Annotated in this window: 27 protein-coding genes and 2 tRNA genes; 17 read left to right on the top strand and 12 right to left on the bottom strand. The window is 62.1% G+C overall.

Annotation, left to right across the window (positions count from 1 at the left end):
- Window positions 1–45 precede the first annotated feature (45 nt).
- Window positions 46–1,101, bottom strand: a complete 1,056-nt coding sequence (gene selD / locus JJJ17_RS06510; RefSeq protein WP_200684623.1) for a selenide, water dikinase SelD — start codon at window positions 1,099–1,101, stop codon at window positions 46–48.
- Window positions 1,102–1,278: 177 nt separating this feature from the next.
- Between selD and JJJ17_RS06505 the strand changes: the two genes are divergently transcribed.
- A complete protein-coding gene (locus JJJ17_RS06505; protein ID WP_200684622.1) occupies window positions 1,279–3,153 on the top strand; it encodes a calcium-binding protein in 1,875 nt (624 codons plus the stop codon).
- Between the two features lie 86 nt (window positions 3,154–3,239).
- On the opposite strand, the gene JJJ17_RS06500 is transcribed toward JJJ17_RS06505, so the two are convergent.
- Window positions 3,240–3,323, bottom strand: a tRNA-Leu gene (locus JJJ17_RS06500).
- 65 nt (window positions 3,324–3,388) lie between these two features.
- Window positions 3,389–4,348 (bottom strand): lipoyl synthase, encoded by a 960-nt coding sequence (lipA, locus tag JJJ17_RS06495; protein ID WP_200684621.1) that lies wholly within the window; start codon window positions 4,346–4,348, stop codon window positions 3,389–3,391.
- A 147-nt stretch (window positions 4,349–4,495) separates the two neighbouring features.
- Here lipA and JJJ17_RS06490 point away from each other — a divergent pair, with 147 nt between their 5' ends.
- Window positions 4,496–5,047, top strand: coding sequence for a peroxiredoxin (locus JJJ17_RS06490; RefSeq protein ID WP_200684620.1), 552 nt, complete (start codon window positions 4,496–4,498; stop codon window positions 5,045–5,047).
- Window positions 5,048–5,233: 186 nt separating this feature from the next.
- Here JJJ17_RS06490 and JJJ17_RS06485 read toward each other — a convergent pair.
- Window positions 5,234–5,323 (bottom strand) — tRNA-Ser (locus JJJ17_RS06485).
- A gap of 191 nt (window positions 5,324–5,514) precedes the next feature.
- Here JJJ17_RS06485 and JJJ17_RS06480 point away from each other — a divergent pair.
- Complete coding sequence (locus tag JJJ17_RS06480) at window positions 5,515–5,772, top strand: hypothetical protein (protein WP_200684618.1); 258 nt, start codon at window positions 5,515–5,517, stop codon at window positions 5,770–5,772.
- Between the two features lie 104 nt (window positions 5,773–5,876).
- Here the strand turns inward: JJJ17_RS06480 and JJJ17_RS20330 are convergent, their stop codons facing one another.
- The gene (locus JJJ17_RS20330) at window positions 5,877–6,041 is read right to left on the bottom strand and encodes an HNH endonuclease signature motif containing protein (RefSeq protein ID WP_234463967.1); all 165 of its coding nucleotides are present in this window, start codon (window positions 6,039–6,041) and stop codon (window positions 5,877–5,879) included.
- 181 nt (window positions 6,042–6,222) lie between these two features.
- On the opposite strand from JJJ17_RS20330, the gene JJJ17_RS06470 reads away from it, so the two are divergent.
- Window positions 6,223–6,510: a hypothetical protein gene (locus JJJ17_RS06470; RefSeq protein WP_200684616.1), complete on the top strand. Its 288-nt coding sequence runs from the start codon at window positions 6,223–6,225 to the stop codon at window positions 6,508–6,510.
- A gap of 618 nt (window positions 6,511–7,128) precedes the next feature.
- Here the strand turns inward: JJJ17_RS06470 and JJJ17_RS06465 are convergent.
- Window positions 7,129–7,356, bottom strand: coding sequence for a hypothetical protein (locus JJJ17_RS06465; protein ID WP_200684614.1), 228 nt, complete (start codon window positions 7,354–7,356; stop codon window positions 7,129–7,131).
- Window positions 7,357–7,671: 315 nt separating this feature from the next.
- Between JJJ17_RS06465 and JJJ17_RS06460 the strand changes: the two genes are divergently transcribed.
- On the top strand, window positions 7,672–8,496 hold the full coding sequence (locus tag JJJ17_RS06460) for a hypothetical protein (protein WP_200684612.1): 825 nt from the start codon (window positions 7,672–7,674) through the stop codon (window positions 8,494–8,496).
- Between the two features lie 55 nt (window positions 8,497–8,551).
- Here JJJ17_RS06460 and JJJ17_RS06455 read toward each other — a convergent pair whose 3' ends face one another.
- From JJJ17_RS06455 to ychF, 3 genes are all read right to left on the bottom strand, one after another.
- Complete coding sequence (locus JJJ17_RS06455) at window positions 8,552–8,896, bottom strand: UBP-type zinc finger domain-containing protein (RefSeq protein WP_200684610.1); 345 nt, start codon at window positions 8,894–8,896, stop codon at window positions 8,552–8,554.
- A complete protein-coding gene (locus tag JJJ17_RS06450) occupies window positions 8,889–10,736 on the bottom strand; it encodes a GMC family oxidoreductase (protein ID WP_200684608.1) in 1,848 nt (615 codons plus the stop codon). The genes JJJ17_RS06455 and JJJ17_RS06450 overlap by 8 nt, the downstream gene beginning before the upstream one ends.
- A 182-nt stretch (window positions 10,737–10,918) precedes the next feature.
- Complete coding sequence (gene ychF / locus JJJ17_RS06445; RefSeq protein WP_200684606.1) at window positions 10,919–12,016, bottom strand: redox-regulated ATPase YchF; 1,098 nt, start codon at window positions 12,014–12,016, stop codon at window positions 10,919–10,921.
- Window positions 12,017–12,348: 332 nt separating this feature from the next.
- Between ychF and trpA the strand changes: the two genes are divergently transcribed.
- The 9 genes from trpA (at window position 12,349) to JJJ17_RS06400 (ending at window position 19,730) form a co-directional block, all read left to right on the top strand.
- Window positions 12,349–13,146, top strand: a complete 798-nt coding sequence (gene trpA / locus JJJ17_RS06440) for a tryptophan synthase subunit alpha (protein ID WP_200684604.1) — start codon at window positions 12,349–12,351, stop codon at window positions 13,144–13,146.
- A gap of 1 nt (window position 13,147) precedes the next feature.
- Entirely contained in the window at window positions 13,148–13,711 is a 564-nt protein-coding gene (locus JJJ17_RS06435) for a VOC family protein (RefSeq protein WP_200684602.1), read from the top strand.
- Entirely contained in the window at window positions 13,708–14,211 is a 504-nt protein-coding gene (locus JJJ17_RS06430; protein WP_200684600.1) for a GNAT family N-acetyltransferase, read from the top strand. Before JJJ17_RS06435 ends, JJJ17_RS06430 begins: the two co-directional genes overlap by 4 nt.
- Before the next feature lie 66 nt (window positions 14,212–14,277).
- Entirely contained in the window at window positions 14,278–14,991 is a 714-nt protein-coding gene (locus JJJ17_RS06425; protein ID WP_234463892.1) for a molecular chaperone DjiA, read from the top strand.
- A 300-nt stretch (window positions 14,992–15,291) separates the two neighbouring features.
- Window positions 15,292–16,074, top strand: a complete 783-nt coding sequence (locus JJJ17_RS06420) for a DUF1194 domain-containing protein (RefSeq protein WP_200684596.1) — start codon at window positions 15,292–15,294, stop codon at window positions 16,072–16,074.
- Window positions 16,075–16,206: 132 nt separating this feature from the next.
- Complete coding sequence (locus JJJ17_RS06415) at window positions 16,207–18,009, top strand: DNA polymerase III subunit gamma/tau (RefSeq protein WP_200684594.1); 1,803 nt, start codon at window positions 16,207–16,209, stop codon at window positions 18,007–18,009.
- A gap of 3 nt (window positions 18,010–18,012) precedes the next feature.
- Window positions 18,013–18,357 (top strand): YbaB/EbfC family nucleoid-associated protein, encoded by a 345-nt coding sequence (locus JJJ17_RS06410; protein WP_200684592.1) that lies wholly within the window; start codon window positions 18,013–18,015, stop codon window positions 18,355–18,357.
- 240 nt (window positions 18,358–18,597) lie between these two features.
- Entirely contained in the window at window positions 18,598–19,197 is a 600-nt protein-coding gene (gene recR / locus JJJ17_RS06405) for a recombination mediator RecR (RefSeq protein ID WP_200684590.1), read from the top strand.
- Window positions 19,198–19,208: 11 nt separating this feature from the next.
- The gene (locus JJJ17_RS06400) at window positions 19,209–19,730 is read left to right on the top strand and encodes a hypothetical protein (RefSeq protein ID WP_200684588.1); all 522 of its coding nucleotides are present in this window, start codon (window positions 19,209–19,211) and stop codon (window positions 19,728–19,730) included.
- A gap of 27 nt (window positions 19,731–19,757) precedes the next feature.
- Here JJJ17_RS06400 and JJJ17_RS06395 read toward each other — a convergent pair whose 3' ends face one another.
- From JJJ17_RS06395 to JJJ17_RS06385, 3 genes are read right to left on the bottom strand one after another with little or no spacing between them, the layout of a single operon-like run.
- Window positions 19,758–20,432, bottom strand: a complete 675-nt coding sequence (locus JJJ17_RS06395) for a hypothetical protein (RefSeq protein WP_200684586.1) — start codon at window positions 20,430–20,432, stop codon at window positions 19,758–19,760.
- Window positions 20,433–20,447: 15 nt separating this feature from the next.
- On the bottom strand, window positions 20,448–20,804 hold the full coding sequence (locus JJJ17_RS06390; RefSeq protein WP_200684584.1) for a YigZ family protein: 357 nt from the start codon (window positions 20,802–20,804) through the stop codon (window positions 20,448–20,450).
- Between the two features lie 58 nt (window positions 20,805–20,862).
- Complete coding sequence (locus JJJ17_RS06385) at window positions 20,863–21,291, bottom strand: Fur family transcriptional regulator (protein WP_200684855.1); 429 nt, start codon at window positions 21,289–21,291, stop codon at window positions 20,863–20,865.
- 111 nt (window positions 21,292–21,402) lie between these two features.
- On the opposite strand from JJJ17_RS06385, the gene JJJ17_RS06380 reads away from it, so the two are divergent.
- From JJJ17_RS06380 to JJJ17_RS06370, 3 genes are read left to right on the top strand one after another with little or no spacing between them, the layout of a single operon-like run.
- Entirely contained in the window at window positions 21,403–21,567 is a 165-nt protein-coding gene (locus tag JJJ17_RS06380; RefSeq protein ID WP_200684582.1) for a hypothetical protein, read from the top strand.
- On the top strand, window positions 21,567–22,748 hold the full coding sequence (locus tag JJJ17_RS06375) for a vWA domain-containing protein (protein ID WP_200684580.1): 1,182 nt from the start codon (window positions 21,567–21,569) through the stop codon (window positions 22,746–22,748). The genes JJJ17_RS06380 and JJJ17_RS06375 overlap by 1 nt, the downstream gene beginning before the upstream one ends.
- Window positions 22,745–23,332 (top strand): DedA family protein, encoded by a 588-nt coding sequence (locus tag JJJ17_RS06370; protein ID WP_200684578.1) that lies wholly within the window; start codon window positions 22,745–22,747, stop codon window positions 23,330–23,332. The genes JJJ17_RS06375 and JJJ17_RS06370 overlap by 4 nt, the downstream gene beginning before the upstream one ends.
- Window positions 23,333–23,335 lie beyond the last annotated feature (3 nt).

The following is a 23,335-nucleotide window of genomic DNA, read 5'->3' as shown; positions in this document are numbered from 1 at the left end:
GCCGGGCCGCTTCTTCGTTGTCCAAATACCGTAGCGACCGCGATCTTAGCGCAGGACCAGCCGCCCCGCGCCTTCCGCCACCTGCCCGATCACCGCGACCTCATCAAAGCCGTGATCGTGGAAAATCGCCAACACCTCAGCCGCGCTCGCCTCATCACAGGCGACCAGCAAACCGCCGCTGGTCTGCGGATCGCTGAGAAGCGCGCGGTCGATTTCGGCAAACCCCTCGGGCAGAACCACATCGGCGCCGTAGCTAGCCCAGTTGCGCCCCGACGCGCCGGTGACATAACCCGCCTGCGCCAGATCCCGCGCGCCTTGAAGCAGAGGCACGGCAGCCCAGTCCAGCCGCAATTCGCAACCCGATCCGCGCGCCATTTCCAGCGCATGACCGGCCAGCCCGAAGCCGGTCACATCGGTCATCGCATGAACCCCCGGCAGCTTCGCAAGATCCGGCCCGGCCTTGTTCAACCGCGTCGTCGCCGCGATCATCCGGGCATAACCATCCGCGCCCAGCTTTTCCTTCTTCAGCGCCGCCGACATGATGCCGACGCCAATCGGCTTACCCAGAACCAGAACATCGCCGGGCCTTGCGCCGGAATTGCGCTTCACCTCGGCCGGATCGACGATCCCCATGGCGACCAGCCCATAAATCGCCTCGACCGAGTCGATGGTATGGCCGCCGCCGATCGGTATCCCCGCATCGCGACAAGCCATCGCCCCACCCTCAAGGATTTTCGAGATCGTCTCGCCCGACAGCGTGTTGATCGGCATGCCGACCAGCGACAAGGCCATGATCGGCGTCGCGCCCATCGCATAGACATCGCTGATCGCATTGGTCGCCGCAATCCGTCCGAAATCCAGCGGATCATCGACAATCGGCATAAAGAAATCCGTCGTCGCCACCAGCGCCTGCCGGTCGTTCAGCCGGTAAACCGCCGCATCGTCCGAGGTCTCGATCCCGACCATCAGCGCCTCGGGCACCGGCAGCATCGCGGTCCCGCGCAACAGCCCGGTCAGCACGCCCGGCGCGATCTTGCAGCCGCAGCCGCCGCCATGCGACAGCGAGGTCAGCCGGGGTTCGGTCGCGTGAAGATCTTCCATGATACCAGCCTTTCGTGTCGAAACACCCTTCCGCCCCATTCTTGACCTGCAGCACGCGGACGCAAGGCGTTTTTGTCGATTCCGGCCATCGGCTTGGAATCGCCTGCTGTCTTCTATCAAATTGACATGAGGCGCCGCGACCGGCCCAATCGGAACCTAACGGAGAAGGAGGCAATCATGGCGCGGATCGAAGGGAATGCTGCGGCGAATTCTCTCAACGGCACATATTTTTCCGACAGCATCTACGGATATGGCGGCAACGACACGCTGCGGGGTCGTTTCGATACCGACTGGCTTTATGGCGGCATCGGCAATGACATTCTGTATGGCGGCCATCAGGGCGACTACCTCTACGGCGAGGGCGGAAACGATACGCTTTATGGCGAAGATGGCGACGATTATCTGAACGGTGGCGCAGGCGCCGACCTGCTGCTGGGCGGCGCCGGAAACGACATTTTCGACGCCACCGCCCTGAGCGAGGTGCCCGGCGACACGATCCGTGGCGGGCACGGCATCGATCTGTTGCGTCTGGATTTCGACCTGCTGTCCGGCCCGATCAATTTCGGCATCAAAGATCCGACGATCACCGTCAATATCCGCTTTGGCGACAGCCGGGCCTTTTCCTTCCGCGAGATTGAGGCCTTCGACATCGTCGGCACCCGCTATGCCGACCGTCTGATCGGCTGGATCAATGATGACACGCTTGAAGGCGGCAATGGCAACGACACGCTGCGCGGCGGGATGGGCCGGGACGAGTTGTCGGGCGACGCCGGCAATGACGTGCTGGAGGGCGGCGGCGACGGCGACTACCTTTATGGCGATGACGGCAATGACCGGCTTTTCGGTGAAACCGGGAACGACCGGCTGGAAGGCGGCACCGGCAATGACCTGTTGAACGGCGATTCCGGGAATGACACGCTGGAAGGCGGCTCGGGCAGCGATACGCTGAACGGAGGTCTGGGCAACGACACCCTTTACAGCCACCTTTCCTATTCAGACAGCGATTCCGCCCGCGATCATCTGTTCGGCCATGCTGGCAATGACACCATCTCGATGGGCATGAACGACCGCGCCGATGGCGGCATCGGTATCGACAAGGTGTTCGTCGATTTCAGCGAAACCAGCGTCGAGATCCGCTGGAACTTTTCGCCTGCCGCGAAGGAATTCGCCAACGGCACCCGGATCGCGAATATGGAGGTGCTGGACTATGATGGCGGCAGCGGCCGCGACATCATCACCGGCTGGAACCGCGCCGACCGGCTAGAGGGCAATGACGGCCATGACCAGCTTAAAGGCGGCGGCGGCAACGACACGCTTGATGGCGGGCGCGGCAATGACCGGCTGGAGGGCGGCACCGGCAACGACTATCTCTATCACGATTCGGGCAATGACACGCTGTTGGGCAATCAGGGCAATGACACCTTCCAGATCGGCTTTGACGGCAATGCGAACACCCCCTATCGCGCGCTGATCGACGGGGGTTTGGGCAAGGATACGGTGCAATTCAACAGCTCCGATATCGGTGCCATCGTCGATCTGGCCAGTCAGTCGCTGAACGACGGGCTGGCCCTGAACAAGACCCTTCGCCATGTCGAAGTGCTGAGGGGCACCAGAGAGGATGACCGCTTCTCGGGCACCAATGGTCGGGACATATTCCACGGAGAAAGTGGCAGCGATCACCTGAACGGACGTGGCGGCAACGATTTTCTGGTCGGCGGCGGCGGCGCGGATGTGCTGACCGGCGGTGCCGGAAGCGACATTTTCGATTTCATCGATTTTTCGGGCTATGACTGGGAAGGCGATGTCATCACCGATTTCCGCAGGGGTGAGGACAAGATCCGCCTCGATCGGTCGGATTTCGGCGACAACCTGCGGCTGGTCAATGCCGACGATCCGCGTGCCCCGAACGGCGCGGCATCGCTGATCTTCGAAAAGGACGCGAAACGGCTGTGGTATGATGCCGACGGCAACGGCACCGAGGACAGCCCGATCCTGATCGCGACGTTGAACGGCGTCGGGCAAATGGCACTGACGGATTTCATCTTCGTCTGACAACGGGGACCGGCGCGCCACTGTCGCCGCCGGTCATCCCGCGCGAGGGACCGCGCGCATATCGGATGTCATTGATCGGAGAGCCTTGGTACCCGAGGTCGGACTCGAACCGACATGCCTTGCGGCGGCGGATTTTGAATCCGCTGCGTCTACCATTCCGCCACTCGGGCTCTGTCCTCCGCCTAAGGCGATGGCGGGGAATTTGCAAGGGTGTCCATGCGCCCGAAACGCGCTTTTATGCGCGTCCCAGTTTCTCCATCCGCGCCGCCCGAAGTCGCGCGAAATCATCGCCTGCGTGATAGGACGACCGGGTCAGCGGCGTCGCCGACACCATCAGGAAACCCTTGCCGAAAGCGGCCTTTTCGTAGCCCGCGAATTCCTCGGGGGTGACAAAGCGGTCGACGCGGTGATGTTTGGGCGTCGGTTGCAGATATTGGCCGATAGTCATGAAGTCGATATCGGCGGCGCGCATGTCGTCCATGACCTGCAACACGCCCTGACGATCCTCGCCCAAACCGACCATGATCCCCGATTTGGTGAACATCGACGGGTCCAGTTCCTTCACCCGCTGCAACAGCCGCAGGCTGTGGAAATAACGCGCGCCGGGGCGCACCGACGGATAGAGGCCCGGCACGGTTTCAAGATTGTGGTTGAACACATCCGGCCGCGCCTCGACCACGGCTTCCAGCGAACCGGGCTTCGATTTCAGGAAATCCGGCGTCAGCACTTCGATGGTCGAATTGGGCGAGCGGTGGCGGATCGCGCGGATCGTCTGGGCGAAATGTTCTGCCCCGCCATCGTCCAGATCGTCGCGATCGACCGAGGTGATCACCACGTGGTTCAGATCCAGCTTCTGCACGGCATGGGCGACGCGGCCCGGTTCGAACACGTCCAGCGCGTTCGGGCGGCCGGTTGAAATATTGCAGAAGGAACAGCCACGGGTGCAGATCTCGCCCATGATCATCATCGTCGCATGGCCCTGCGACCAGCATTCGCCGACATTCGGACAACCCGCCTCTTCGCAGACCGTCGTCAGGCGGTTTTCCTTCATGATGTCGCGCGTGCGCTTGTACCCTTCCGAGACCGGCGCCTTCACCCGGATCCAGTCAGGCTTCTTGGGCTGGACCTGATCGGGGCGGTGGGCCTTCTCGGGGTGGCGAAGACGCGGTGGCTGCGGCGCTGTGGCTTCGGTCATGGCGAACCCTTTGATGGATTTCCCCATACCTAACGTCAAACCGGGGGTTGAACAAGCATGCTGACCATGTTGCAAGGGTGCCATGCAATGCTGCATTGCGGCATCGCTGCGGGGAGGGGAAGAACCGCTAAGGCAAGGAATTTACGGATGAAAATCGGCGACAAGCTTCCTCAGGTGACTTTCAAGACCCGTGTTCGCGACGAATCGATTGGCGGCCCCAATCCGTTCCGTTGGCAGGACGTGACCACGGCGGATTATTTTGCCGGCAAGCGTGTGGTTCTGTTCTCGCTGCCGGGGGCCTTCACGCCCACCTGCTCGACCTATCAGCTTCCGGGTTTCGAGAAGGGTTTCGACCAGATGCAGGATCTGGGGATCGACGCGACCTACTGCATGTCGGTGAATGACAGCTTCGTCATGAACAAATGGGCGCAGGCGCAGGAATTGCAGAACGTGACGGTGATCCCCGACGGTTCGGGCGAGTTCACCGAGAAAGCCGGGATGCTGGTCCGCAAGGACAATCTGGGCTTCGGCGCACGCTCGTGGCGCTACGCGGCCATCGTCAATGACGGCGTGATTGAGGCATGGTTCGAAGAGCCGGGCCGCGAGGATAACTGCGAAGACGACCCTTACGGCGCCACCTCGCCCGAGAGCGTTCTGGAATGGCTGCGCACGGCGCATGTCGTGGCAGAGCCCGCGTAAACAGATCGACTTCGAAGATGCAGAAGGCCGTCCCGCCGGGGCGGCCTTTTTCTATGCGATAGGACGGCCGTAAACAGCCTGCCTGAAACCGCGCATACGGCAACCTTCATTGCTGTGATCAATCCGAGTCACCGCGGATTGACGCGCGCGTCATATTTCCAAGCAACAGCAATAAGTTAGGATTGATGGCGGAGACGAAGGGATTCGAACCCTCGAGGCGGTTTCCCGCCTGCACCCTTAGCAGGGGTGTGCCTTCGACCACTCGGCCACGTCTCCGCCGAGCGGTATATGGGGCAACGCCAAGGGAAACAAGGGCTTTTTCGCGATGAGAATGCGCGGAGCATAAATCTCTGTTTTACCGCGTTTTCGTGGAACTTATCGGGAACTGCACGTGATCCGCCTGCAAAATCCGTGCAGGCGGTTCCGCAATTGTTCGGCGTCCACGCAATCATGCGGAGGGCGTTATCATGAACTGTCCCTCCCTCGTCTGGCGGAACCACGACGACCAGATGCACATTTCTGGCCGCTACAAAATCCACGGCTCTGAGGGTCGGCACCCCACGTCCGCCATGGTCTATGTGGACGGCGAGCAGGTGAAGGAGTTCGGCAGCGTCAAGGCAGCGAAACGCTGGTGCGAGCGCCAGGATAACCCGCGCCGTCGCTGGTGGCCTCTCGCCGTCCTCATCGCCATCGCGGTGATTGCGTGGGGGTGGGCCAATGGCTGATAGGAAACAATGGACCAATAATCTATGGCCGGGTACTCGCTGCGGCACGGATGGTCGTCAATTCTCTTCCAACTATTGCCATATCCACAACTGCTGCAGCATTGCTAGGTTTCCTGCCGCTGCTTTGTTGTGCTGTGACATACCTTGCACAAGCATTGCAGGTTGTTCACGTTCCAGAAGCGCGCCTCGTCGCCCCTGTGCGGGATGATGTGGTCGACCTCTGCTGCTCGTGGGTTCTTGCGTCCTGTTGTGGTTCGGCATCCGCACATCTGACAGACCGCGCTGTCTCGGGCGATGATCCTGATACGGAGTCGCTGCCATCTCTTGGTCTTATGCCATGCATCAGATGGCTTACCGCTTGGAAAGCGCGGCATCCAGCACTCCCACATTTTCGTTGACGAAACCGCCCGCCCCGATAGCGTGGTCTGTACCGCACCGAGGGAGATGAGCATGAAGCCGTATCTTGTTGCCGCCGTTCTGATTGCATCAGCATGCACGACGATGGATCAGTATTTCGACGGCAAGGTCGTTACCGTTGATGGTGCGGAATACCTCGTCCGAGAAACAAGGCCGGGAACGTATCAGGCGATGCCCAATGATCCGAAGATCACATGGAACCTAGATGCATCGGTATGGCCGAAGAACGTCAGAGCTATTGAGATTGCTACAGGGTGTAAGGTTAACCCTGCAGCGGTGAAGAACGGCGATCAGAACACAATCGCTACTGTGGATTGTTGATGAGAAACACGCCGACGAAAGGAACGCGATGCCAAGAACATTAACTGATGCTCAGACCGGAAAACGCTTCAGCATCCCATTATCGGCAGCGCACATTAAGAGGGAGGCTAACATTGAACTGGGCGGATCGACAGTATGCCTAGATTACTTAGAGGATGGCCTTCGAATGCTGTTCGTCAAAGAAGACATTGACGAAGTTGACGACATACTTGGTCCACCAGTCGTTGAAGCTGATTAAGAGAGGGTTCGCGCCGCTCTCCTATTCCCCGCCTGTTCACATTCCGGCCTATGAGCATGTGATGGGCGCAGCCGGTTGACTTGCGCATGATGGTTCTGACGACCGACGGGGGGGCCGTGGAAGGAAGCGCCCGATTTTATTAGCTGCGACGTATAAACGCCTCGAAGTTCTGCCCGCCAATTCGAGGTGTCCACACGGGGAACCTCTTATCGTGGATGAGTTGACATGCGGACCAGCCGTCGGTTCCAGCGTCCTGAGACAAGGAAGATACGCCGTTGAAGCAGACGCCAAGGTCCGCATAGGCTCCATGGGTTTTCTCGATGAATGACGGCAGAGTGATGCTCATGATACGTCCCTCGGCAGCGCCCGTTTAGTTAATGCTATAGATACCAGCCACGCCGCCGCAGTTCTTCGTCAGCCAAAGTCAGACCTTGCGCCATTAGAGGCAGGTTTGACGGCTCGGTGTTCGAAAACCAGCAAGCGCGCACACCATCGAAGGTGGTGCCGTGGATCGGCACCTCTTCCACCGGGACGCTATCAATCAGCGATATAACCTCCCGCTGCGGTTGTTCTCGCGAAAAAAGGAAAATATGATCGACAAACAGCATCAGAATAGAAAGCTATTCCACCGCAGAATGGGCTCGGACGGGGCCGATGAGAGATTTCAGGCCTTGCGCGCAGCACAAGACCGCCAGACGCGACATTCGACGACGAAGGACGACAGCATGCACCTCATACTCCATCTTGGACCTTCCAAAACAGGGTCTTCGGCGATCCAGGCCGCATTGCAGAAGAATGAAGAGCAACTGAGGCGGAACGGAGTTCATCAGACGGAAACCAACGGCCACGATCTTTGCTTCAGATACCGCTATGACAAGAGACTACCGCCGAATATGGAGCGCAGGTTCGGGTCTTTGGAAAACATGCAGGCGAAAGCCGAGGAGAGTTGGGAGAAATTCGAAACCGAAATCCGGACGAATGATTATCAGACCGTGATCGTCTCTAGCGAAGATATTCCGGCCGCCCGATTGCGCGATGAGATGATGGAGCGGTTCAAGAAGAGTTTCGACAAGATCACCGGGATATTCTACTTCCGTGATCCGGTTGATCTATATGTCTCTGATCTCAATCAGCGAATCCGGCACGGTTTGCGGTTGCGCCATTCGCCGACGCCGCTTGATTATGACTATCGGCATCTTGAATTTGCGGACTGGTTTTCTGCGCATGTTGGAACGGATTCGCTTATCAGTCGGAATTTCGACCGCAGCAATCTGGTCGATGGCAATGCGGTGGCTGATTTCTTCGACATTATCACCCGGCTTTGCGGGCTGAATGAACAGTTCGACCTACCTTCGGCTCCTGTTAACCAAAGCCTCCCGGGCGTGGCGACGGTTTGGCTTTATACCTTCAATGAAATTCTCGACCGCAGGATCAGAAACATAAGTGCCAATATCCTTGAGCGGCGTTCGGAAATCGTCCGTCAGCTTCGGCAATCGCAGATCGTGAATGAGCATGAAAATCTGTCGCTGAAAGACCCGCAACTGCAATCTCTCATCCGGCAGCGGGCGGCGGAAGATCTGAAGACGATCAATGAGAAATATCTGGTCGGGCAGGTTCCTCTGGCAACGGATGACAACCCGCCCGTCACCATGACCAATGAGCAGGCGCGCGAGCGGATGCGGGAATGGTTTCTGGGCTATATGCAGCCCGACGCCGTCTCGGCGATCTCCAGAGAGTTGCTGGGCTAGCGCGAACGGATCAGCGTCCCGGCGCTGATCCGCCCGAACCAGACCGCTTTTCGCCTCAGCGGTGGATATGCTCCATCCAGTCCTCGGGGACAGCACCTGCTGGGCCGGGGACGGGTTGGTCGTCGGGATGCCAGCGTGGCGCGGCAAGTTCGGGGCCGGGAAAGGCGCGGCCGGTTTTGTAGTCGAAGAACCACTCTTCCCCCGGCTCGAAACTGGCGATGATGTGGTGGCCGGTCTCTTCGAAATGCCGCGTGGCGTGCTGCGAGGGTGAGGTGTCGCAGCAGCCGATATGACCGCATTCGGCGCAGCGGCGCAGATGCACCCACCAGCCGCCGTTAGCCAGACATTCCTTGCAGCCGGTGCCGCTGGGCGGCACCTCTGGATTGAGCCCCTCACGCATTCTCGGTTCCTCCCCTTTCTGAATATTGACCGATGATGACATCGCTGGCCCGCTCGCTGATCATATAGACCGCGCTGGCGATGAAGATGCCCGGTATTCGCGGAAACACGCTGGCATCGACCACGCGTAGCCCGTCGATGCCGCGCAGCCGGAAATCGCCGTCCAGCACGGCCATCGGATCGTCCTCGGCTCCGATTGCACAGGTGCAAGACGCGTGATGCCCCCAGGCCTCGTCGCGGACGAACTGGCGAAGCGCCTCGGGGTCGTCTGCCTTCGGGCCGGGGATGATTTCTTCGGCAATCATTCCGTCCAGCCGGGCGGCGATGCGCCGGGCGATGCCGATCCCCTCGACGACCGCTTGCAGATCGTCGTCGCCACCCTCGCTGCCTTCATCGAAATAGGCAAAGCGGATTTGCGGCGGATCGCGCGGATCGGTTGAGTTCAGCGTCACCGTTCCCGCCCGGTTCCGGGTATGCGCCTTCAGGACAACAAAGGTCAGTTGGTCATGCTTCAGCGCGCTTTCGGCGGAATAGCCGGGGAAATAGCCGTGGAAATCGACCGGCAACGCAAAGACGATCAGGTCCGGCTCTGCCCCCGCAACCGAGGATCGCGCGATGAACGAGGCCAGCGAGCCATTGGTGCTGTAGGGACCGCCGCGATCGGCGGCCCATTCGGAATAAAGCGGATCGCCGATCCCGTCGCGGCCGGGCACATCCAGAACCGCGCCCTCGAAAACAGGGTAGTCGTGGACGGTGCGATGGACCACGCCGATCTCGTAGCGGTCCTGCAGGTTCGCGCCGACGCCGGGACGATCCAGCAAAACCGGGATGCCAAGGTTCTCCAACTCTTGCCGTGGCCCGATGCCCGACAGTTTCAGAAGCTGCGGCGTGTTATAGGCGCCGCCTGCAAGGATCACCTCGCGCCGGCAGCGGAATTCCAGCGGCGCACCGGGGCCGTGGGCGTGGTTCGCGCCCGGATCGGCGCCGTAAAGATGGGCGCCATCCAGACAGGCGACGCCGACCGCCCTGCCCTTTTCGATGATCACGCGGCTGACCAGCGCGTCATAGCGGATGCGCAGCCGGTCGGGATGGGCGCGCTGTGCCGCAAGGATGCGTTCGCGCGCGCCGTTCCTGCGCCCGTCATCGACCGAGACCGGAATGAAGGCCATGCCCTCTCGCCGTTCACTGACGAAGCGCCAGTCGTTTGGATCATTAGGCAAGACCACCTCGTCGGGGGTGCCGTAGGTCGCGCGGCTTTCGGCCTCGATGGCGTTGATCACGTCCAGAAACCACGGCTCGCGCGAGGCAAGCGCGGGATTGGCCCGCGTCACCTTGAGCCAGCCGTCAAAGCCGTGACGCGAAGCATCGCCGGGACGGGCCGGATGGTCGGGATCGGGGTCACGACCGCGCCACGCCTCGACCCGCTGGAAACGGGCGCGCATCGCGTCGGCCGACCAGTCGGGATTGCCGGTCAGGGCAGCAAGATCATCCCAGTCGGAATTATGCGGATAGATCGTCACCAAGGCGCTGATCGCGGTCGAGCCGCCCAGCGTCGCTCCACGCGGATACAGCACGCCATCCCGATCCGGCACGAATTTGCTGTCACGCCTCTGCCGGGCATCGTCGGCATAATGGCGCACGAAGAAATCCCACCGCATGTCGGGATCTTCGCTGGCCCGCGCCTGCATGATCGGAACATCGTAATAGGGGCAGCGGTGGTCCGAGCCTGCCTCGATCAGAAGGACGCTGAACCCCGCCTCGGCCAGATTGGCTGCCAGAGGGCCGCCACCCGCGCCCGATCCAACCACGATGAAATCAGGAAGATCGTCGGAATCTGTCATGGTCGGCAACCTTCACCTTCGGAACACAACCTGCCAGCCCCGCACCAGAAGGCGCGTAAGACATTTGCAGAGAATGCACTCTAAAGACGAATTGCGCAAATGGCGCAGGAACCGGCTTGCCGGTCAGACCGTCACAGCACCGTTCCGACGATGGGGGTCACGCCCTGAGGCGCGACCTTGGGTCAGGAGCTGAACAGGAAATGCAGAACGTCGCCGTCCTTGACCTCATAGGTCTTGCCCTCGACGCGCAGTTTGCCCGCCTCGCGCGCGCCCGCCTCGCCATTGCCCGAGATGTAATCGGTATAGCCGATGGTCTCGGCGCGGATGAAGCCCTTCTCGAAATCGCCGTGGATTTCGCCCGCAGCTTGCGGGGCCAGCGTGCCCTTGCGAATGGTCCAGGCGCGCGCCTCTTTCGGGCCGATGGTGAAATAGGTCTGCAATCCCAACAGGTCGTAACCCGCGCGGATCAGCCGGTCGAGACCCGCCTCATCCAGCCCCATTTCGGCCAGAAACATTTGCTGTTCCTCGGCATCAAGCTGGCTGATCTCTTCCTCGATCCGGGCCGAGATCACCACATGACCCGCGCCCTGCGCCTCGGCCATTTCGGCGACCTTCGCCGACCAGTCATTGCCGGTCGCGGCTTCATCCTCGGCGACGTTGCAGACGAAGAGAACCGGCTTCGAGGTCAACAATTGCAGCATGTTCCATGCCTTCACCTCGTCCTCGGCGATCTGAACGGTGCGCGCCGGTTGACCGGCCTCAAGCACCGCCAGCGCCTTTTTCAACAAGGCATCCTGCAAGACCGCCTCTTTGTCGCCGCCTTTCAGCTTGCGCTGAAGGTTCGCCAGACGACGTTCAATCGATTCCATGTCGGCGATCATCAATTCGGTCTCGATCACCTCGGCATCGGCAATCGGATCGACGCGGCCTTCGACATGGGTGACATCGCCATCCTCGAAACAGCGCAGGACATGGGCAATGGCGTCCACCTCGCGGATATTGGCCAGAAACTGGTTGCCCAGCCCCTCGCCTTTCGAGGCACCCTTCACCAGACCGGCGATATCGACAAAGGTGATCCGGGTCGGGATGATCTGCTTGGACTGCGCGATTGCGGCCAGCTTTTCCAGCCGGGGATCGGGCACGGCGACCTCGCCCACATTCGGCTCGATAGTGCAGAAGGGGAAATTCGCGGCCTGCGCAGCGGCGGTTTTGGTCAGCGCGTTGAACAGCGTGGACTTGCCCACATTCGGCAGCCCGACGATTCCCATGCGAAAGCCCATGACGCATCCCTTTCGAAAATTCATCCGCCTTCTAGGCAAGCCGCGCCCGCTTCGCAAGGCCGCGCGGGCGAGCATGGACGGGCCGAACTTATATGCGGAAATCCCCTTATTCCGGAATGGCGATTGCCGTGATCCGCAGCACGCGGGGCGAAGCGATCGGGCGGCAAGACCGGCGCCTATTTCATCGCCTGCGGTGGCTCTGTCGCTGCTGGTTGCATTGGCAGGATTGCGCATCGCCGCGAAGCGGAACGGGAATCGGACGAAAGTTTGACCCGGCTTGATTGACAGACTGCCTTTCGCGCTGCACTTAGTCATCGCCAGAGGAGTAGATGATGACCCGTATCGACGACACTTTCGCGCGCCTTCGGGCGCAGGGCCGCAAGGCCTTCGTGACCTATATCATGGCGTCCGATCCGGACGAGGCCACCACGCTAGAGATCATGCGCGGTCTGCCTGCAGCCGGTGTCGATATCATCGAACTGGGCATGCCCTTCACCGATCCTATGGCCGACGGGCCGACGATTCAGGCCGCCGGACAACGCGCGCTTGCCGCAGGCGGCAGCGTGACCCAAACGCTGAATATCCTCCGCGAATTCCGCAAAACCGATGACAGCACCCCGGTTGTGCTGATGGGCTATTACAACCCGATCTATGCGCGTCAGGGTGGCGTGGATCAGTTTCTGACCGATGCGAAAGAGGCGGGCGTGGACGGGCTGATCGTCGTCGATCTGCCGCCCGAGGAAGATGCCGAACTGTGCCTGCCCGCGCAGGCCGCCGGGCTGAACTTCATCCGTCTGGCGACGCCCACCACCGATGACCGCCGCCTGCCCGCCGTCGTCAAGAATACCAGCGGCTTCGTCTATTACGTCAGCGTCACCGGCATCACCGGCGGTCCCGCCGCCAATGCAGCCGAGGTCGCCCCGGAAGTTGCGCGGATCGCGAAAGCCTCGAACCTGCCGGTCGTGGTGGGCTTTGGCATCTCGACCCCCGAGGCCGCCGAACAGGTCGCCCGCGTCGCCGATGGCGCGGTTGTTGGCAGCGCCATCGTCAAGCTGATCGGCGAAGGGCGTCCGGTCCCCGAGATCCTCTCTTTCGTCGCCGATCTCGCCGCAGGGGCGCATCGGGGCTGATATGGGCACAGGGGCGTTCGATCACGTCGTCATCGCGGCGCGCAGTCTGGAAGAAGGCGCGGAATGGCTGCGTGACCGGCTGGACCTGATCCCCGAACCCGGCGGCAGGCACCCGTTGATGGGCACGCATAACATGCTGCTGTCGCTGGGCCCGCATGAATATCTGGAACTGATCGCCATCGACCCCGACGCCCCCGCGCCGCGCCATCCGCGTTGGTATGGGCTGGACGATTTCGATGACGAGCCGCGCATCGCAGGCTGGGTCGTTCGCCAGAACCCGCTGGTCGCGCCACTAGGCACGACCATCCGCGAGGCGAGCCGGGGCGATCTGCGCTGGCGGATCGCCATTCCCGACAGCGGCCAGACGCCCCAAGACGGTGCCGAACCACTGTTCATCGACTGGGGCGACGGCGCCCATCCCGCGTTTCAACTGCCCGATCACGGGCTGCGGATGATCGCGCTGTCGCTGCCGCTGCAAGAGGCGCCGATCCCCGACCCGCGTCTGCGGCTGGGCCATGGTTTCAGCGTCACCCTGTCCATTCTCGACCGAAAGATCGCCCTGTGACTTCGCCTTTGGTCTTGCGCCCGGCCACGCCTGCGGATGCCGCCGCCGTCGCTGCGATATGGAACCCGATCATCCGCGACAGCGCCGTGACCTTCTGGCCGACCGAACGGACCGAGGATGAAATCGCCGCGGTCATCACCGACCGACTGGCGCAGCACACCTTCATCCTTGCCAGTATCGACGACCGGATCATCGGCTTCGCCACCTACAAGCAGTTTCGCGACGGCGGCGGCTATGCCCGCAGCATGGAGCATACCGTCTATATCGCCCCCGAGGCGAAGGGCATGGGTGCGGGGCGCAGCTTGCTCAGCGCGGTCGAAGATCATGCCCGCAGCGCCGGGCACCGGCTGATGATCGGCGCGATCACCGGCTCGAACCAGGATTCGATCCGCTTCCACGCCCGCATGGGCTATGCCGATTGCGGCAGGATTCCCAATGCTGGCTGGAAATTCGGCATCTATCACGATCTCGTGCTGATGAGCAAAGATCTGACAGAATAGTCATCTTTCTGACCTCACGTTTCCCTATCGTTTACCGTCTTTCGCGTTTAACCTAGACGCATGAACATGTGCGCGCCCCATCCGACCTGTCCGGACCTGCCGAAGCCCCGCAGCTTCTGGCAGCGGATCGCGGACAGGCTGAAGGCCTTTGTCGGTTGCACACGCGCGGCCACGCCGCCCGAACGCTCGGTTGCATTCACCATTGCGGTGATCGCCCTGGGCGCGAAACTGGCCAAGGCCGATGGCGCCGTCGCCCGGTCCGAGGTCTCGGCCTTCCGCCGCGTCTTCATCATTCCAAGATCCGAAGAAAAGAACGCCGCGCGGGTCTTCGATCTGGCCCGGCAGGATGTCGCGGGCTTCGATTCATGGGCACGTCGCATCGCCGCCATGTTCCCGCCCGCCGATCCGGTTCTTGCCGACGTGGTCGAGGGGCTGGTGATCATCGCGCTGTCCGATGGCGACATGCATCAGGCCGAGATCGACTTTATCGACGAGGTTGGCCGCATCTTTGGCCTGACGCCCGCCAAGATCGCCGCCATCCGCATGCGCCATGATCGCAAGACCGATTGTGCGCCCTGCGATATTCTGGGGATCCCGTTGGAAACCCCGCTGCCCGATGCCCGCAAACGCTGGCGCTCGTTGGTGCTTGAATCGCATCCCGACCGCGCCATCGCCCGTGGCCTGCCGCCCGAGGCGATCCGCCTTGCCGAAGCCCGCACCCGCCGTCTGAACGAGGCATGGGACAGGTTCCGGGCGATGCATGCCACTCCGGCAATGTAATTCATCAAATCCTTATTCGGATATTCAGATGAGAAGTGCCGACTGATTCTTGCTGTCGGCACTTTTTCTAAAATCGGACCGGGTCATAAAACCACCCGTGATTGACTGAAAAAACGAATATTCAATTTATCATCGCAATCACTTTCATTCACGGATGCGTTATCAATCTGGAATTGCAGACGCTCCGCCGCATTCAATCAATTTCCACTAACATCATCGTATTAATAAATTTTAATTGGCTTATCATTCCTCCGTCGGCCTTGCGGGGCCGGGATCATGATCACGAGTTCGGAGGGTTCTATGAGAAACTTTTTCATGTCGGCGGTCGCTGCCTGCGTCATGGCAGCCGCGCCGTTCACGGCGGCGAATGCGGCAACGATCGACGTCGATGTTGAACTGCAATTGCTGGTCGATGTTTCGGGCAGCGTCGATAGCAGTGAATTCGCGCTGCAGCGCGACGGTTATGTCGATGCGTTCCGCAGCTCGACCATTCAGAATGCCATCCTCAGCACCGCTGACGGGCGACTGGGCAAGATCGCGGTAGAGTTCATCTACTGGTCAGGTCAGGCGCAGCAGCAGGTCAGCGTCGGCTGGGCCCTGCTGGACAGCGTGCCGGCAATCAACGCCTTCGCCGATGCAATCGAGGCGGCTGCACGTCCGTTCAGCGGCCAGACCGCCGTCGGCAGCGCCATCAACTTCGGCTATCAGCGCTTTGCCACCAACGACTATAACGGCACCACCAACGTGATCGACGTGTCGGGCGATGGCGCCGACAATCAGGGCACCAATGCCGCCTCCGCGCGCGATGCCGCGCTGGCAGCCGGGATCGACCGTATCAACGGCCTGCCCATCGGCGGCAGCTCGTCGGTCGAATCCTTCTACGCAAATAACGTGATCGGTGGCAGCGGCTCGTTCCTGCTTGCCGCATCGGATTTCAACGACTTCTCAAGCGCTGTCGCGAAGAAGCTGGAATACGAGATCACCGGCGAAAATCCCAATGTCATCCCGCTGCCCGCCGCCGGTTGGCTGCTGATCGCGGGTCTGGGCGGTCTGGGCCTGATGCGCCGTCGCACCACCGTCTGATTGCCTCAGGATGAAACGGGAAAGGCGCCGGGCGATCCGGCGCCTTTCGCATTTGCCGCTTTCTGGTCTCAGCGGCTTGCCCGCCGCCCTGCTCCGCACTAGGTTCGGTGAAGCAATCAGACGGACGCCTTGATGACCTCCAGCGACGATCCCATCCAGACCGGAACCGGCCCCGCCTATCAGGTTCTGGCCCGGAAATACCGGCCCGAAACCTTCGCCGATCTGGTCGGGCAGGATGCGATGGTGCGCACGCTGAAAAACGCCTTCGCCGCAGACCGGATCGCGCAGGCCTTCATCATGACCGGCATTCGCGGCACCGGCAAAACCACCACCGCCCGGATCATCGCCAAGGGCATGAACTGCATCGGCCCCGATGGCACCGGCGGCCCCACGACCGAGCCTTGCGGGGTTTGCGAACATTGCGTGGCGATCAGCGAAGGCCGCCATGTCGATGTGCTGGAAATGGACGCAGCCTCGCGCACCGGCGTCGGCGACATCCGCGAAATCATTGAATCGGTTCACTATCGCGCGGCGTCCGCCCGCTACAAGATCTACATTATCGACGAAGTCCACATGCTCTCGACCAGCGCCTTCAACGCGCTGCTGAAGACGCTTGAGGAACCGCCCCCACATGTGAAATTCATCTTCGCCACCACGGAAATCCGCAAGGTGCCGGTCACCGTCCTGTCGCGCTGCCAGCGTTTCGATCTGCGCCGGATCGAGCCAGAGGTGATGATCGCCCTGCTGCGCAAGATCGCCGCTTCCGAGACCGCCCAGATCACCGATGACGCGCTGGCGCTGATTACGCGGGCGGCGGAAGGCTCGGCCCGCGATGCGACCAGCCTGCTCGATCAGGCGATCAGCCACGGCGCGGGCGAGACCAGTGCAGATCAGGTCCGCGCCATGTTGGGCCTCGCCGACCGTGGCCGGGTGATCGACCTGTTCGAGATGATCCTGCGCGGCGATGCCGCCAGCGCCCTGACAGAGCTTCAGGCGCAATATGCCGACGGAGCCGACCCGATCGCGGTCCTGCGCGATCTGGCCGAGATTACCCACTGGATCTCGGTGGTCAAAATCACCCCGACCGCCAGCGAGGATCCGACCATCGCCCCCGATGAACGGGTGCGCGGTGCCGAGCTTGCGGGCAAGCTGGCGATGCGGGTGCTGACCCGGCTGTGGCAGATGCTGCTGAAGGCGCTGGAAGAGGTCTCGGTCGCGCCGAATGCGATGATGGCCGCCGAAATGGCGATCATCCGGCTGACCCATGTGGCCGACCTGCCCGACCCCGAGGCGCTGATCCGCAAGGTGCAGCAATCGCAGGCCGCTGGCGATTTCGCCCGTCAAAGCGCCCCGAACGGCACCGCTTCGCAGGCCCCGCGTGCGGCGCGGGCGGCCCCGGTCGTCGCGGTGCAACGCTCTGGCGCGGCGGTGGCGCTGGCGGTCAGCCCGGATGCTTTCGCGGCCTATCCCGACTTCGCCTCGGTGATCGAGCTGATCCGCCGCATGGGCGATATGCTGTTGCTGGTGCAGGTGGAAAAACACGTCGCACTGGTCCGCTATAGCCCCGGCCGGATCGAGTTCGAACCGCGCGGCAATGCCCCCGCCGATCTGGCGCAGAAACTGGCCGAACGGCTGCGCGGCTGGTCGGGCGGGCAGCGTTGGGCGGTCTCGGTCACCAATACCGGCGGCCAGCCGACCATCGCAGAAACCCGCGAGGCCGAAGATCGCGCCGCCCGCGCCCGCGCGCTGGAACTGCCAATCGTTCAGCAGGTGATGGCGTCCTTTCCGGGCGCGCAGTTGAAATCCGTGACCCGCGCGGCCCCGCAGCCGGATGAGATCGACGAGATCGCCGCCGAGGGCGCGGCGAACCCGCATGACACACAAGGGCCCGTTGCCGAAGTCGAGGAATGGGATCCGTTCGAGGATGAGGATTAAGCGATGATCAAGGGATTGGGCGGTCTTGGCGATATGGCCAAAATGATGAAGGCGGCCAAGGACATGCAAGGCAAGATGCAGAAAATGCAGGAGGATCTGGAGCGGGTCACCGTCACCGGCGAATCCGGCGCGGGTCTGGTCAAGGCCACCTGCACCGCCAAGGGCGAGTTGACGGCGCTGGACATCGATCCGTCGATCTTCCAGCCCACCGAAAAGGAAGTGGTCGAGGATCTGATCCTTGCCGCGATCAAGGACGCCCAGCGGCGCGCGCAGGACAAGATGCAATCGGAAATGTCGCGGGTCACCTCGGAACTGGGGTTGCCTGCCGATATGAAGCTGCCGTTCTAGGCCGGGCCGAATGCGCATCCGTCGCCCATCAAAGCAGAGGGCAGCGCCCGTCCGCCGGATGGGCACAGCGACAGGCGAATTTGACACTTTATCGCGCCGCCCCGCCGTCCATCTCTGTTGCGCGGAACCTCACCAAAGTGCCCGTCCGGTGGGGCGGACGGACACTGCCCGGCGGTGCGTTTCACGCACCTTTGTTCCGGGCGGGCACTCCAACTTCATCACACCGACAAGCGTGTCCCCATGACCGAAGGTAGCGACGACATTCAGGCCCTTGTCGCCCTGATGGCCCGCCTTCCGGGGCTTGGCCCCCGCTCGGCCCGACGGATCGTCCTGCACCTGATCCGCAAACGGACCGGGCAAATGTCAGAGCTTGCCAAACTGCTCGACTCGGTCGCGGTCAATTCCCGCGAATGCCTGACCTGCGGCAATGTCACCGACCGTGACGAATGCCTGATCTGTACCGATCCCGCCCGCGCCAATGGCGAGATTTGCGTGGTCGAGGATGTGGCCGATCTTTGGGCGCTGGAACGCGGCCGCGCCTTCGCCGGACGCTACCACGTCCTCGGCGGCACCCTGTCGGCGCTGGACGAGATCGGCCCCGACGACCTCGGAATCCCCGCACTGATCGACCGCGTCTCGCGTAAAGGCATCCGCGAAGTGATCCTTGCGCTGAACGCCACCGTCGATGGCCAGACCACCGCCCATTACATCGCCGAAGCACTGGAAGGCACCGACATCACAGTCACCGGCCTTGCCCAAGGCGTCCCCATTGGCGGCGAACTGGACTATCTCGACGACGGCACCATCAGCGCGGCGCTCAGGGCGCGGCGGCGGATCTGAAGAAAGCGCGAATGCAATCTGATGATGCATATTCCGACAGGCAGCGCGTGTGGGCTGTCAATCTGTCGGCACTGCTCGGATGGGCGATCATCTCAACCCCTGTCGTCATTGGTCTGGGCATTGGCATCCTACCTTTTGCTGCCATTATCGGCCTGCCTGTTGCCTTCACAGTTTGCTGGACCGCAGTCGCTCCGCTGCTTTGGTATGTCACCCGGAAGAACGTGACATGGCGCCGTGCACTTGGCTGGGGCATTGTGACGGCGACCATGCTGACGCTGGCCTTTATCGCATTGACCCGGTTCATGGGCTGGCTCGAATACATGGATCCCAGCAGATCCTCGCAGATCGGAGGCGGAGATCAGGTCGTTTCGGTTGACGGTATACTTACGCCTTACGGATGGCTTCAGCTGGCAAAAAACTCGACCATCTTCATTCTGGTGGCGACCTGCGCCGCACTCATCATCAGGTGGATCATCGGACCGGGCAAACACTTGCCCTGCGAAGACATGACGTCCGATCAGCAAAGTCGCTGAAACAGCGTCGTCCGTCCCTGTCAGATTTCAGCCGTCATCGGTGCGGCGCGATCCCATTCCCATTCCCATGCCACCGCCCATTCCACCACCCATGCCTCCACCAGCGCCGCCGCCCCCTGACCGGCCGCCCCCGCCCCCTTCCGAACCGCGACCCTTGCCCGATCCGCCCTGCACCCGGCTTGGCCCCTGATTAGGGATCACGACACCCTTTGGCACCGGCGCAAGATCAAGCGCGGATCGGATGAAATCGCGCAGCGAGATCGCCAGTTCGGCCGTCTGGATCGGTCGCCCCTCCGCCATATCCGTCGCGGCCTTTGCCGCGAGTCTGACCTGATCTTCGGTGCCCAGAAGAATGATATCGGACAAAGCCGCCTCGACAGCATCGCGCACCCGACGGCGGCGGTCCGATCCAGAGGCCGGATCGCTGCTTTCCCCCTCGACCACCTGCCCGGGGTCGCGGCGCAGATCGCGCAGATGCGCGGGATCGACGTTCAGATCGCCGGTGAAAGAGCCGCCCAGCACCTTGTAAGCGGCAATCAGCGTCCGCAGACGTTCATTGATCTGCCGGTTCACCCGTTGCTGACGCTGCTGAATGGTCAGCATCATCAGCACCCGAACCCCGACACCGACCAGCATGAACAGGGCCAGGCCGATCAGACTGGTCAAAACCGCCTGCCACGAGCTGAAATCCAGAAACCGCATCTGCGCCGCCCTTTCCTAACCCAACCCCGTCTCGCGCAGATAATACCGCACCGCATCCGCCACATGACGAAACCTGTCGCCGCCCAGATGCTTGCCGCCATACCACCGCGTCACCACCACCACATGATCGCCTACCCCGGCCCGCTCCAGCATCTGCAGGATCAGCGCCCCCGCCCCGCTTTCGCCATCATCGTCCTTCACCGGCTCACCCGCCAGAACAGCCGCCCAGGTATTATGCGTCGCCTTCGCGAAGCGCTTGTTCCGCTTCAACTCGGCCAGCAGCGCCGCCACCTCGTCCCGGCTCGCCGCCGCCCCGCCCGAGACGGCATAACGCGACCCGCGATCCGAGATGATCTTGTCGAAAACCTGCATCCTGCATTGGTCCTGAAATATCCCGGGGTGAGCCCCGCAGGGGCGAGGGGCAGCGCCCCTATTTCTCCTTCACCCGCCGCACATAAAGCTCCAGCCGGTGATGGACGATCTCATAGCCCAGTTCCTGCGCAATCTCGGCCTGCAAACGCTCGATCCGCTGATTGGTGAATTCGATCACCTCGCCGGTCTCGACATCGATGATATGGTCGTGATGCGATTGATCCGCCGCTTCCCAACGGGCCGGTTCGCCGCGAAATTCCAGCTTGTCGATCACGCCCTGCGCCTGAAGCGTGGTCAGCGTCCGATAGACGGTGGCCAGCGACACCCCGGCCCCCGCCGCCTCGGCCCGCGCATGCAGTTCCGCCGCGTCGGGGTGATCGTCGCTTGATGCGATCACCCGCAGCAACGCCGCCCGCTGCCGCGTCACCCGAACCCCGGCATTGCGCAGGGCATCCTCTAGCTGTCTGGCTCTTTCCTCGGTCATGATATTCTGATGCCCGATCCCGCAGCCAGTTGCAACTGTGTCGCAGCCCCTGCCGGTTGCGCGCCACAGCGTCAGCCTGTATCTGCAAGCGGCAATCAGCAGCGGAAGGCCGGCATGATCATCATCGCAGCAGTCATCATCGGCGCGCTTCTGGGCTGGTTCAGGGCGGGCCGACATGGCGGCAACAAGCGCGACCGCCTGCAATATGCGGTCGCTTTCGCCATCGCCTTTGCTATCATTGCCCTGTTCGCCACCGTCATCATAGACCGGATGATCTGATGTTCCTGCCCTTCCTCGACAGCCTGCGCCGGCAAGGAGTGCCGGTGTCGCTGCGGGAATGGCTGGACCTGATGGGCGCGATGCAGGCCGGGATCGCGGGCTGGCAGGTGGATGATTTCTACCACCTCGCCCGGCTGGTCCTGATCAAGGACGAACGACACATCGACCGCTTCGACCGCGCCTTCGCCGAGACCTTTTCGGGCCTTGAAACCATCCCGATCAAGGCGCTGGTCACGGAACAGACCATCCCCCGCGAATGGCTGCAAAAACTGGCCGAGAAACTGCTGACCGATGAAGAAAAAGCCGCCATCGATGGCAGCGGCAGCTTTGAAGAGCTGATGCGCAAGCTAAGGGAACGGCTTCAGGAACAGCAGGGCCGCCATCAGGGCGGCAATAAATGGGTCGGCACGGCGGGCACGTCACCTTTTGGCGCTTACGGCTATAACCCCGAAGGCGTCCGTATCGGGCAGGACGAAAGCCGCCACCGCCGCGCGGTGAAGGTCTGGGACAAGCGCGAATTTCGCGATTTCGACGACGGGGTCGAGCTTGGCACCCGCAATATCAAGGTGGCGCTGAAACGCCTGCGGCAATGGGCGCGGCATGGCGCGGCTGATGAACTTGACCTGCCCGCGACCATCCGCGCCACCGCCGATCACGGCTATATCGATGTCCAGACCCGACCCGAACGTCGCAATGCGGTCAAGGTGCTGCTGTTTCTGGATGTCGGCGGCAGCATGGACGACCATACCCGACTGGTGGATGAACTGTTCTCGGCCGCGCGTGCCGAATTCAAGCACATGGAGCATTTCTATTTCCACAACTGCCTTTACGAGGCGGTGTGGAAGGACAATCGCCGCCGCTGGAACGAACAGACGCCGACCTGGGACATTCTGCACCGCTATGGCCGCGATTATAAATGCATCTTCGTCGGCGATGCCTCGATGTCGCCCTATGAGGTGCTGGCGCCCGGCGGGGCGAATGAACACTGGAACCCGGAACCCGGCGCGCTGTGGCTGCAACGCGCCTGCGAGACATGGCCGGATCATATCTGGCTGAACCCGGTGCCCGAAGCGCATTGGCGCTATACCCAGTCGATCGACCTGATCGGCAAGATATTCGAGAACCGGATGAAGCCGCTGACCCTTCAGGGGCTGACCGAGGCGATGCGGGTTCTTGGATGAGCCATGACCTGCTGGCGCTACTGCCGCAATGGGGGCCGTGGTTGCTGGCGGTCTCGGCGTTTCTGTCCTGCATGATGGTGCCGGTGCCGACCTCGGCGCTGCTTCTGACGGCGGGCGCGCTCAGCGGGACCGGGCATCTGCATCTGCCGTGGCTGATTCTTGCGGCGGTCGCGGGGGCATCTTTGGGCGATCTGACGGCATTCTCGGTGGCGCGCAGGCTGGGGCCGTGGCTGAACCGGGCGGGGACCAAGCGCGCGGTTTTGATGGCGCGGGCGCATGACTTCATCCGCAAACGCGGGCTGATGGCGGTGTTCCTGTCGCGCTGGCTGATCACGCCCCTTGGGCCTGCGATCAACTATGTCTCGGGCGCGGCGGGAATGGCCCTGCCCCGCTTTGCACTGGCCTCGGTCAGCGGCGAGGTTTTGTGGGCGGTGATCCACCTGACATTGGGCCATCTGGTCGCCCGCAACTTCCGCCATGACGAAGCGGCGGCGATGAAGGCACTGGCCGTCGGGCTGGTGCTGGCCGCGATCCTTTATGCCGCGCGAAAATTCTGGCGCGGGCGGCGCGGGGACACCATATAGGCA

This window comes from Paracoccus caeni (assembly GCF_016629665.1).
In the GTDB taxonomy this organism is placed as follows: Bacteria; Pseudomonadota; Alphaproteobacteria; order Rhodobacterales; family Rhodobacteraceae; genus Paracoccus; species Paracoccus caeni.
Note: the sequence above shows the minus strand (reverse complement) of the source record. Positions and strands in the feature narration are given on the sequence as shown.